Genomic DNA, 10,481 nt, shown 5'->3' on the forward strand with positions numbered 1-10,481 from the left:
CGCCCCGTCAGGACAGCCGGGTCGGCGGGGCGTCGCCCAGGTCGAGCTCGCCACCCACCAGCCGGGTGTCGGTGCGGCGGGAGCGGTCCAGGTAGCCCCGCGACTTGGACACCTCTCCCTCGAGCACGCCGATGGTCTGGGCCATCGAGTCCAGCGCCTGGGAGCGGAAGGCGTCGATCGCGTCCATCGTCTCGTAGATGTTGGCGAAGGCCGCCTGCAGCTGCTCCAGGCCCAGCGTCGAGGACGCCGCCTGCTCCTGGATCGCCACCGAGTTGTCCCGCAGCATCTCGCTGGTGCGCTGGATCATGTCGGAGGTCGTCTCGTTCAGCGCGGTGATCTGGTCGAGGACCAGCTTCTGGTTGTTCAGCGCCTGGGCCACGAGGACGGCGGTGCGCAGCGCCGACACGGTGGTCGTGGAGGCCCGGTCGACACCCTTGATGAGCTCGATGTTGTTCTTCATGATGATGTCGATCGCCAGGTAGTTCTGGATCGACACCGCCAGCTGGGTCAGCAGGTCCTGGTGCTTCTGCCGGACGTAGAAGAGCACGTCCTCGCGCATCGCCTTGGCCTTCTCGGGGTCGGTCTCCTCGAGCTGGGCGACGTGGGCGGCGACGCGGGCGTCGAGCTGCTCGGCGATGTAGACGTACTGGTTGAGCCGGCCCATGGAGTCCCACAGCTGCTGCTTCTCCATGTTCAGCGCGGCGTTGTCCTTGGCCAGCTCGTCCTGCCCGCTGCGCAGCGCGTGCAGGATGCCGTCGAGGTGCTTCTCGGCCGACTCGTACTTGCGGAAGTAGTCGCGCAGCCGGTCCCCGAACGGGATCATCCCCAGGAACTTCTTGGCGCCCTGGGCCTGCGCCGGGTCGAGGTCCTCGACGGTGCGGCGCAGCTCCATGAGGGTGCGGCCGACCTTGGACTCCTTGGAGACGCCGCCCTCCTGCAGGGCCCGCACCGGCGACTTGAGCAGCCGGTTGGAGGTCTCGGCCGCGGTGCGGATCTCGGCGTCGCCCATCGTGCGGACGTCGGCGGCCTTGCGGGCGAACTCCGGCGACCGGGTCTCGGTCCGGGTCAGCCCCTGGACGAAGTCCTCGACCTTCTTGTCCAGCGCCGGGAGGGCCTGCGGGTCCACCTGAGGCGCCATGGCGGGCGCGGCGGTCTCGGCCACCGGCTGCGGCGGGGGCGGCGCGGTCAGCGTGAGCGGCTCCGGGGCGGCCAGGGGCTCGGGGGCCTGGAGCGGCTGCGGCTGGTCGGTCATCTGCTCTCCTCCGGTTGGCACCCTGCGTCGGGCGTCGTCGACGGGGCCACCTGGGCACCCGGCGGGTCTGACGTGCCCATTGTGTCCTGCCGTTCCCTCCGGCACACCTGGGGAGCCGCACGCCTGGGGAGGAGGGGTATGCCGTGGCGCGGCGCGCGCCCGGGACGCGCCCCTGCCGCGCCCGGGGCCCGGTTCACAGGGCCAGCCGGTAGACCCGCAGGTCCACGCCGGGGACCGGCGTCCAGTCGCGTCCTGGCACCCGGACGAACCCGGCGCGCTCGTACATCCGGTGGGCCGTCGACATCCACCCGTCGCTGGAGAGGACGACGGCCTGGTAGCCGTCCCGGCGGGCGCGGTCCACGATCGCGTCCAGCAGGGCCCGGCCGGCGCGACGGCCGCGCACCGCCGGGTCGACGGCGAGCATCCGGAACTCGGCCTCGCCGTCGACGGCGACCTCCCGCTGCCCGGAGCCGTGGCCTGCCCAGGTCACCGTGCCGACGACCCGGCCGTCGAGCTCGGCGATCCAGACCTCCGCGTCCGCGACCCGGGCGGCCGTGTCGCGCAGGGCCGTCCAGTAGGGCTCGTCCGGGGCCATCCCGCTCGGCCCGTAGGCCGAGACGAGGATCCGGCCGACGGCCTCGTGGTCGTCGGTGACGGCGGGCCGGAGCGAGACGTCGATGGGCACGGTGGAACGGTACCGCCAAAAAAGTTCGACAAACTTTTGACAAGGATGAATCCAAGCATGGACATCGGCCCGTAGTAGGGGTCAGAGGGCGGAGACGCCGCCCCTCACCGAAGGAGCACACGATGCGCAGGATCACCACCGCAGCCCTGGTCGCCGGCGCGACCGTCACCGCCCTCGCCGCCCCGGCGGCCGCGGACGGCCACGAGTCGGCCGTCTCCATCCTCCACGGGGTGCCCGGCCTGACCGTGGACGTCTACGTGGACGGCGAGGAGCTGCTGCCCGACTTCGAGCCCGGCACGCTGACCGACCCGATGATGCTCGAGGCCGGCACCTACGACATCGCCGTCTACGCCGACGGCGACACCCCCGACTCGGCCGACCCGGCCATCTCCGCCGAGGGTCTCGAGGTGCCCGGCGGGGCCAACCTGACCCTGGCCGCCCACCTGGCCGAGGACGGCACCCCGATGCTGTCCGCCTTCGCCAACGACGTGTCCGAGACCGCGGCGGGCGACGCCCGCCTCACCGTCCGGCACGCCGCCGCCGCCCCCGCGGTGGACGTCCGCGCCGGTGGCGAGCCGGTCATCACCGGTCTGACCAACCCGAACGAGGAGGTCCTGGACCTGCCGGCCGGCATGGTCTCGGCCGACGTGGTGCTCGCGGGCACCGAGGACGTCGTGCTCGGCCCGGCCGACCTCGACCTGGGCGAGGGCGTCAACACCATCGTCTACGCCTGGGGCTCCGCCGAGGACGGCACCCTGGACCTCGCCGTCCAGACCATCGACGGGCTGCACAGCGCCCCCGAGGGTGTCCCGTCCGGTCAGGGTGGCCTCATGGACAGCTCCATGCTGATGGTGCTGGCGGCGGCCGGTGCGGCCGGCGTGCTGGCCGCCGGTGGCCTCGTGGCCCGTCGCGCGACCCAGCGCGGCTGAGCCCCGGTCCCTCCGGACGTCGAACCTGCTGCCATGACCACTCCGCCCAGCCCCGTCCCCACCGGTGGGAACCCCACCGGTGGGGGCGGCTCCCCCCGTCGGGGGACGGCGCGCGGCGAGGGCGCGGAGCAGCAGGTCGACAGCTCCGCCGGAGGGCCCGTCCGGGCCTTCTGGCGGCGGGTCGGCGCGGTGCCCCTCGGGGTGCTGGTCGGCTCCGTCCTCCTGCTCGTCGTGGCCCTGGTCGGGCTGACACGCGACCCGGTCCCGGCGGCGGAGGACTTCGGTGAGGTCCCCGTGGAGGTGGCCATGACCTCCACGGGGACTCCCGCCGAGCAGGCCGGCGCGGCAGGCGAGAGCGAGGACGGCGCGGCCGGCGAGCGCAGGACTCACCGGCCGACGAGACGCAGGACGCGTCGAGAGAGCAGGGCGGGGAGGATGCGGCCGACGAGGCCGAGGAAGGCTCGGCCGACGACGCCGACAGCTCCCCGCGGCTGGCCGTCGAGCCGCCGGCCCGACGCCCCGCCGGTCTGGACGGGCTGGCCGCCGCCACCCGGGCCGCCGCCGACCGGGTGCCCGTGCGCCTGGAGGTCGGCTCGGTCGACCTGGCCGTGCCCCTGGACCAGGTCGGGGTGCAGGACGACGGCCAGATGCAGATCCCCGAGGACGCCGACCGGGCCGGCTGGTACCGCTACGGCCCCGCCCCGGGCGCCGACGCCGGGTCCACCGTCATCTCCGGCCACGTCGACGACCGCGACGGCCCCGGTGCCTTCCTGGCCCTCACCGACGTGGCCGAGGGCGACGAGGTGACGGTGGAGGCCGCGGACGGGACGCGCACCGCATACCGCATCGTGTCCCTGCGCACCGTGGCCAAGCCCGAGCTCGCGGTCCAGGAGGTCTTCCGCCGCGACGGGCCGCACGTCCTCCAGCTCATCACCTGCACCGGCCCGTGGTCCCCCGACACCCGGCGCTACACCGACAACCTCGTCATCACGGCCGAGCCGGTCGCCGACGGGTCGTGACCGGCGATGTCCTGGGCGGTCGCCGTGCAGGACCGGGAGGCCGGCACCCGGAGGCCGTTCACGTTGACGCCCGGTCCTGACCTGCGGCAGGTTGGTCCCGTGACCGACAGCGCCGCCTCCGACGCCGCCGGTCCACCGGCTGCGACGACCACGGAGGAGAGGCTGGCGCTGGAGGCGTGGCTGGACGGGGACGAGCGGGGCCTCGAGCTGGCCTACCGCCGCTGGGGCGGCATGGTCCACGGCCTGGCGGCCAAGGCCGTCGGTCCCGTCGAGGCCGACGACGTCACCCAGCAGGTCTTCCTGTCCGCCTGGCGCGGCCGGGACGGCTTCGACCCGGCCCGGGGTCCCCTCGGCGCCTGGCTCGTGGGGATCACCCGACGCCGGGTCGCCGACGTCGTGCGGGCCCGCCCCTTCACCGCCGAGGTGCCGACCACCGACGACGAGATGGCGACGGCCGACCTGACGGCCTGGGACGCCGCCGACTCCACCGACCTCATCACGGTCTACGAGGAGCTGGAGCGGATCGGGGAGCCCCAGCGGACCATCCTGCTCATGGCCTACGTGGAGGACCGCACCCAGAAGGAGATCGCCGAGCTGCTCGACCTGCCGCTCGGGACCGTCAAGACCCACATGACCCGCACCCTGCGACGGTTGCGCGACCGGCTAGGAGGTGAGCAGTGACCGTGCAGGACGACCGACGCCAGGAGTCCTCGGGCGAGGAGCGCGTGGTCCGGCTGCTGCGCCGGGCCGGCGACCTGAGCGCGCCGCCACCGCCGCAGGTCTGGCGAGCGGTGGAGGAGGAGCTCGGGAACCCGTCCGGTGACTGGTCCACCCGGCGGGCGCGCGGCTCCCGGCACGTGGCAGGACCGCGGCGGGCGCACGGCTCCCGACGGGCCGGCCGTCGCTCGTGGCCGGGGGTCCTGCCGATGCTGGCCGCGGCCGCGGTGGGCGGGGTGGTCGCGCTGTCGGGCGACCGGCTGCTGCAGGGTGGGCAGGAGCAGGAGCCGGAGGCTTGCTGGTGGCCGCCGCCGGTCTCGGACCGGTCGAGGACGCCACGGACGCCACGGCCGGTGCGGACGACCTCACCGCCCGCGCCGAGGTGGTCGCCGTGGACGGGCACCGTTCCCTGCTGGTCGAGCTGGACCGGCCCGTCGAGCAGGAGGGCGACTACCTGGAGGTCTGGCTGCTGCGCCCGGACGTCAGCGGGATGGTCTCGGTCGGGGTGCTCCAGGGCACGACGGCACGGCTCGAGCTCCCCGACGACGTCTCCCTGGAGGAGTACCCCTCTCGACATCTCCGTGGAGCGTCTCGACGGAGACCCGACGCACGGCGGCCGCAGCGTGCTCCGGGGCGAGCTGTCCGACGACCCCGGGCTCACCGCCCACGGCGCGCCGGCGGGTGATCCTCCGGGATCACCCCAGCAGCTGGACGGTCGCGCTGACCAGCTCGCCGAGGGCGAGGGACGCGGTCACGACCGTGACCACGGCCGGCACCTTGCCGTCGCCGAGGATGCGGTCGAACCGCGGGTCCTCCGGGTGGGTCCACGAGTAGCGGCCGCTGCGCAGCGTCACGCTGACGACCCAGGCCGCCAGCGCGGCGGCGATGAAGGCGGGTACGAGGACGGTGGGCCCCAGGGTCGTCATCGTCAGCCGTCCGACCGTCAGTGATCCCACGACGAGAGCCAGGCCGGTGCGGCGCCAGGCCAGGGCGGTCCGCTCCTGCTGCAGCCCCGGGTCGCGGACCGTGCCCCGGGCCGGCTCCTCGCCCATCAGGCCCGCAGCAGGGTGGCCACGAGCAGGACGACGCCCGCGACGGCCACGCCGATGACGACGACGATGCCGGCGGCGTTGCCGGGCAGGGGCCGTTCGGTGCGCATCGCCTGCTCGGTGCGCACCCAGCCGCGCCAGGCGTGGTATGCCGACGCGAGCCCGGTCAGGGCCAGCACGGCCGCGAGGGCGGCCTGGGCGCGGTCGTCGATGCGCAGGGGGAGGGCGTCGACCGCGGCGGCGACGGCCAGCAGCGCCAGGGAGGTGCGGATCCAGGCGAGGAAGGTGCGCTCGTTGGCCAGCGAGAACCGGGGGTCGGGCTCGTCGCCCGAGCCGTAGACGGAGCGGGGCCAGCGGGAGTAGGGCACGGTCGGCATGGTAGGCGACCGGGCTGCTCCGGGCCCTGCCGAAGTCCACTACCTAGTGTCGTAAGTCACGTCCTCAGAATGGCGTCAATGGATACCCGCAGGGGTATCGTTGGGGGCATGAACAAACTCCTCATCCTGGGGGCTGGAACGGCCGGGACCATGGCCGCCAACCACCTGCTCGCGACCCTCGACAAGAGCGCCTGGTCGATCACCGTGGTGGACCAGGACACCGAGCACCGGTATCAGCCGGGCTACCTGTTCATCCCCTTCTGGATGAAGCCCGAGCGCGTGGTCAAGGACCGGCGCGAGCTGCTGCACGACGGCATCGAGTTCGTCGAGGCCGGCATCGCCAAGGTGCACCGGGAGGAGCGTGAGGTCGAGCTGGTCGACGGCCGGCGGCTCTCCTACGACTGGCTCATCATCGCCTCCGGCACCCGGCCCGACCCGACCCTGGTCGACGGCATGGCCGACGGCTCGCTGTGGCGGGACAAGGTCCACGAGTTCTACACCTACGAGGGCTCGGTGGCGCTGAAGAAGTCGCTCGCGGAGTTCACCGAGGGCCGCATCCTCGTGCACATCACCGAGATGCCCATCAAGTGCCCGGTCGCACCGCTGGAGTTCGCCTTCCTCGTCGAGGACCACTTCCGCAAGCAGGGGATCCGGCACAAGGTCGACATCACCTACGTCACCCCGCTGGACGGCGCCTTCACCAAGCCGGTGGCCTCCAAGGAGCTGGGTGGCCTGCTCAAGGACCGCAGCATCCGCCTGGCCGCAGACTTCGCCGTGGAGCGGATCGACAACGAGGCCCAGAAGCTGGTCGCCTACGACGGGCGCGAGCTGCCCTTCGACCTCCTCGTCACCATCCCGCCGAACGTCGGCCAGCAGTTCGTCATGGACTCCGGCCTGGGCAACGACGCCGGCTTCGTCCCCGTCGACAAGCACACGCTGCGGTCGGTCGTCGACGAGCGGATCTTCGTCCTCGGCGACGCCAGCGACATCCCGACCTCCAAGGCCGGCTCGGTCGCACACTTCGCGGTCGAGGAGTTCATCGACAACTTCGTCGCCGCCGTCGACGGCCGCCCGCTGCCGAACGCCTTCGACGGGCACGCCAACTGTTTCATCGAGTCGGGTCGTGGCCAGGCCATGCTGCTCGACTTCAACTACGACACGCAGCCGCTCAAGGGCACCTTCCCGGTCCCGGTCGTCGGACCGATGACCCTGCTGAAGCCCTCGCGCGCCAACCACCTGGGCAAGCTGGCCTTCGAGCAGATCTACTGGAAGATGCTGCTCCCCGGACACAAGCTGCCCGTCTCCAGCCACATGTCGATGGCCGGCAAGCGCCAGCCGAAGGAGTGAAGAACCCCATGCCCACCAACACGCTCAACGACCGGACCTTCGAGGTCGACGCCGAGGGGTTCCTGACCCGTCGTGACGACTGGAGCGAGGACCTCGCCGCCGACATGGCCGCCCTGATCGGGATCGACCTGTCGGACGAGCACCTGGCCATCCTGCGCTTCATGCGCGAGGACTCCGCCCAGACGGGGGTCACCCCGACGCTGCGCCGCATCCAGACGGTCGGCGGCTTCGACATCAAGACCCTGTTCGCCCTGTACCCCGGCAAGCCCGCCAAAAAGATGGCCTGGCTGTCCGGTCTGCCCAAGCCCGTCGGCTGCGTCTGAGCGACCGGGTCGACGAGGAGGAGAACCACATCATGAGCACCACCACCCGCAGCACCACGCCCCCCGCGGGCTTCATCATGCCGGACTTCGGCGACAAGGGCCGCGCCGCGCCGTCCACCAACGGCACCCCCGGCACGGCGACCGCCACCGAGGCGCCGGCGCCCCGGCCTACTCCGGCCCCCGGAAGATGGCCTTCATCTGCTCCAAGGGCAACCTGGACATGGCCTACCCGGCCCTGATCATGGGCAACGCCGCGCTCGGCGAGGGCGTCGAGGTGCACATCTTCTTCACCTTCTGGGGCCTGGACATCGTCAACACCAAGACGAACGACAAGCTCAAGTTCACCCTCTCGGGCAACACCGCGATGCACATGCCCGACCTGGGCCGCATCAAGCCGGGCCTGGAGCACGTCTCCATGCCGCAGGTGCTCGGCAACCTGCCGGGGATGACGGGCTACGCCACGCGGATGATGAACAAGCAGATGGAGGAGCAGGAGATCCCCACGGTCCCCGAGTTCCTCGACCTGCTCCAGGCCTCCGGCGCACACATGTACGCCTGCCGGCTGACCTACGACATGATGAAGCTGCTCGAGGCCGACCTGCACCCCGGTGTCGAGGGTGTCATCAGCGCCGGCGACTTCATCGACATCGCCGAGGGCGCCCAGGTCGTCTTCGTCTGACGGCCCACCCCTCACCAGCCCGCCGCCGCCGACCCGTCCCTGCCTGGTCGGCGGCGGCGCTCTGCTGTCCGCCGGCTCGTCAGCGGCGCTCTGCTCTGCGCCCGCTCGTCGGCCGGCTCCGCTAGCGTCGTCCAGGTGAGCACCGAGGCCCACCCCACGTCAGCCGCACGCCCGCCGCATACCTCCCCGGTGCCCGTCGTCGACCGCCGTCCACGCCGACCGCACGACCGGGCATGGACCGACGAGGCGGTGCGCCGGCTGAAGGCGGACGCGAACCGCAGCGCCGACACGCACCTCATCGCGCTGACGATGCCGCCGGGCTGGGACGTGCAGGTCTACCTCAAGGACGAGTCCACCCACCCGACCGGGAGCCTGAAGCACCGTCTGGCTCGGTCGCTGTTCCTCTACGCGCTGTGCAACGGGGCGATCCACGAGGGCACGACGGTCATCGAGGCCAGCTCGGGCTCGACCGCGGTCAGCGAGGCGCACTTCGCCCAGATGCTGGGACTGCCGTTCGTGGCAGTGATGCACCGGGACACCAGCGCGGAGAAGATCGCTCTCATCGAGCGTGAGGGTGGCAGCTGCCACCTGGTGGACGACGCCGGTGAGGTCTACGACGTCGCCCGGGAGCTGGCCGACCGCTACGACGGCTACTACATGGACCAGTTCACCTACGCCGAGCGCGCGACGGACTGGCGGGGGAACAACAACATCGCCGAGTCGATCTTCGAGCAGATGGCGCTCGAGCTGCACCCGGTCCCGGAATGGATCGTCGTCGGCGCGGGGACGGGCGGGACGTCGGCGACGATCGGACGTTACGTGCGCCTCCACGGGCACCGGTCGCAGCTGTGCGTCGTGGATCCGGAGGGGTCGGCCTTTCTGCCGACGTTCGCGCGGGAGGAGGTCCACCGGCCGTGCGGGTCGCGGATCGAGGGGATCGGACGGCCGCGGGTCGAGCCGAGCTTCATCCCGGACGTGGTCGACCGGATGATGGGCGTGCCCGACGCCGCGTCGGTGGCGGCGATGCGCTTCCTCGAGGAGCGGACGGGGCTGTCGTGCGGTCCCTCCACGGGGACTGCGCTGTATGCGGTGATGCGGCTGGCCTGCGAGATGCGCGCCGAGGGGCGGGCGGGGGCGATCGTCACGCTGCTGTGCGACGGGGGCGCACGCTACGGGCGGAGCTACCGCGACGAGCGGTGGGTGGTCGACCACGGGTGGGACGTCGACCCCTACCTCACCGTCATGGCCCGGGCGTGGGAGGAGGGGGAGTGGACGGGGTGAGGTGACCGCGTCGGGTCGGCGGACGTCGGTCAGGCCGCCTGGCCGCCGCCGATGTTGACCATCCACCGGATCCCGAAGCCGTCGGTGCACGCGCCGAAGTGGTCGCCCCAGGGAGCGCGCTCGAGAGGCATGTCGACCGAGCCGCTGGCACTGAGCCGCTCCCAGTAGCCGAGCAGCTCGATCTCGTCCTCGGCCGGCCCGCTCAGCGAGACCTGGACGTTGTCGCCCACGGTGACGTTTACGCCCGGCGGCGCGTCGGAGGCCATGAGCGTGAGGTCCTCGTCGGTGACGAGCATCGCGTGCATGACCTGATCGGCGGTCGCCGGGTCGTCACCCAGGCCGGCCTCGCCGAAGGTGTCGATCGTCAGGTGGCCGCCGAAGACGCCGCGGTAGAACTCCATCGCCTCCCGCGCGTTGCCGGTGAACGAGATGTAGGGGTTGAGCGTCGTCATGATCTCTCCTCGTCCCGGTGATCGTCGCGGCGGCGGTCGCGGTGACGGTGTCGGGTGATCCCGTGCCACGGTCCTCCTCGGGAGGGATGCGCACAACCCCCTTCATCCCGGGGACGCTCGGAGGGGGCGGTGCTCGGCGCCGCGCCGGGTGGAGGGCCGGACAGGTGGTTGGTCGGGGCCCGCCGGCAGGCGGTCAGAAGGGCGGCGGTCCGTAAGTGGGTTTGTCCCAGGGGGTGTCGTCGTGGCCGTCGTTGTCGTGGGGGGTGGTTGTGGGGCTGGGTGGGGATGTTCAGCTTGGGGAGCTGCTCTGGCTGGGGACGGGCGGGCGCGTCGGCGCTGGTGGTCGGGTCGGGGCTGGTGGGTGGGGGTCC

The 10,481-nt window shown here is 72.2% G+C and carries 14 protein-coding genes; 9 read left to right on the forward strand and 5 right to left on the reverse strand.

The features are described from left to right. Nucleotides 1-7: 7 nt before the first annotated feature. Both BJF81_RS06900 and BJF81_RS06905 read right to left on the reverse strand, forming a co-directional pair. Nucleotides 8-1,252 (reverse strand): toxic anion resistance protein, encoded by a 1,245-nt coding sequence (locus BJF81_RS06900; protein WP_075957711.1) that lies wholly within the window; start codon nucleotides 1,250-1,252, stop codon nucleotides 8-10. A gap of 193 nt (nucleotides 1,253-1,445) precedes the next feature. After that, nucleotides 1,446-1,937 carry a GNAT family N-acetyltransferase gene (locus BJF81_RS06905; RefSeq protein WP_202817445.1) on the reverse strand — a complete coding sequence of 164 codons (492 nt, stop codon included), beginning with the start codon at nucleotides 1,935-1,937 and terminating at the stop codon, nucleotides 1,446-1,448. A gap of 122 nt (nucleotides 1,938-2,059) precedes the next feature. Between BJF81_RS06905 and BJF81_RS06910 the strand changes: the two genes are divergently transcribed. From BJF81_RS06910 to BJF81_RS06925, 4 genes are all read left to right on the forward strand, one after another. Beyond that, the gene (locus tag BJF81_RS06910) at nucleotides 2,060-2,866 is read left to right on the forward strand and encodes a DUF4397 domain-containing protein (RefSeq protein WP_075957712.1); all 807 of its coding nucleotides are present in this window, start codon (nucleotides 2,060-2,062) and stop codon (nucleotides 2,864-2,866) included. A gap of 575 nt (nucleotides 2,867-3,441) precedes the next feature. Beyond that, nucleotides 3,442-3,885 (forward strand): class F sortase, encoded by a 444-nt coding sequence (locus BJF81_RS06915; protein ID WP_237770085.1) that lies wholly within the window; start codon nucleotides 3,442-3,444, stop codon nucleotides 3,883-3,885. Between the two features lie 99 nt (nucleotides 3,886-3,984). After that, nucleotides 3,985-4,566 (forward strand): RNA polymerase sigma factor, encoded by a 582-nt coding sequence (locus tag BJF81_RS06920; RefSeq protein ID WP_075957725.1) that lies wholly within the window; start codon nucleotides 3,985-3,987, stop codon nucleotides 4,564-4,566. Nucleotides 4,567-4,903: 337 nt separating this feature from the next. After that, the gene (locus BJF81_RS06925; protein ID WP_075957714.1) at nucleotides 4,904-5,287 is read left to right on the forward strand and encodes an anti-sigma factor domain-containing protein; all 384 of its coding nucleotides are present in this window, start codon (nucleotides 4,904-4,906) and stop codon (nucleotides 5,285-5,287) included. A gap of 10 nt (nucleotides 5,288-5,297) precedes the next feature. On the opposite strand, the gene BJF81_RS17375 is transcribed toward BJF81_RS06925, so the two are convergent. Together BJF81_RS17375 and BJF81_RS06935 are read right to left on the reverse strand one after the other, a co-directional pair. Then, on the reverse strand, nucleotides 5,298-5,654 hold the full coding sequence (locus BJF81_RS17375; RefSeq protein WP_075957715.1) for a DUF202 domain-containing protein: 357 nt from the start codon (nucleotides 5,652-5,654) through the stop codon (nucleotides 5,298-5,300). After that, nucleotides 5,654-6,028, reverse strand: coding sequence for a YidH family protein (locus BJF81_RS06935; RefSeq protein WP_075957716.1), 375 nt, complete (start codon nucleotides 6,026-6,028; stop codon nucleotides 5,654-5,656). Before BJF81_RS06935 ends, BJF81_RS17375 begins: the two co-directional genes overlap by 1 nt. A 108-nt stretch (nucleotides 6,029-6,136) precedes the next feature. Between BJF81_RS06935 and sqr the strand changes: the two genes are divergently transcribed. The 5 genes from sqr to BJF81_RS06955 all read left to right on the forward strand — a co-directional run bounded on the left by sqr (nucleotide 6,137) and on the right by BJF81_RS06955 (nucleotide 9,658). Further along, entirely contained in the window at nucleotides 6,137-7,375 is a 1,239-nt protein-coding gene (gene sqr, locus BJF81_RS06940; protein ID WP_075957717.1) for a type III sulfide quinone reductase, selenoprotein subtype, read from the forward strand. A gap of 8 nt (nucleotides 7,376-7,383) precedes the next feature. Further along, nucleotides 7,384-7,698: a TusE/DsrC/DsvC family sulfur relay protein gene (locus BJF81_RS06945; protein WP_075957718.1), complete on the forward strand. Its 315-nt coding sequence runs from the start codon at nucleotides 7,384-7,386 to the stop codon at nucleotides 7,696-7,698. 32 nt (nucleotides 7,699-7,730) lie between these two features. Further along, on the forward strand, nucleotides 7,731-7,937 hold the full coding sequence (locus BJF81_RS17380) for a hypothetical protein (protein WP_143780710.1): 207 nt from the start codon (nucleotides 7,731-7,733) through the stop codon (nucleotides 7,935-7,937). Continuing rightward, a complete protein-coding gene (locus tag BJF81_RS06950) occupies nucleotides 7,886-8,377 on the forward strand; it encodes a DsrE/DsrF/DrsH-like family protein (protein WP_075957719.1) in 492 nt (163 codons plus the stop codon). The genes BJF81_RS17380 and BJF81_RS06950 overlap by 52 nt, the downstream gene beginning before the upstream one ends. A gap of 189 nt (nucleotides 8,378-8,566) precedes the next feature. Further along, nucleotides 8,567-9,658 carry a PLP-dependent cysteine synthase family protein gene (locus BJF81_RS06955; RefSeq protein WP_075957720.1) on the forward strand — a complete coding sequence of 364 codons (1,092 nt, stop codon included), beginning with the start codon at nucleotides 8,567-8,569 and terminating at the stop codon, nucleotides 9,656-9,658. A 29-nt stretch (nucleotides 9,659-9,687) separates the two neighbouring features. Here the strand turns inward: BJF81_RS06955 and BJF81_RS06960 are convergent, their stop codons facing one another. Further along, a complete protein-coding gene (locus tag BJF81_RS06960; RefSeq protein ID WP_342447095.1) occupies nucleotides 9,688-10,110 on the reverse strand; it encodes a VOC family protein in 423 nt (140 codons plus the stop codon). Nucleotides 10,111-10,481 lie beyond the last annotated feature (371 nt).

It is taken from the genome of Ornithinimicrobium sp. CNJ-824 (assembly GCF_001942405.1).
GTDB classification, from domain to species: domain Bacteria; phylum Actinomycetota; class Actinomycetes; order Actinomycetales; family Dermatophilaceae; genus Ornithinicoccus; species Ornithinicoccus kibberensis.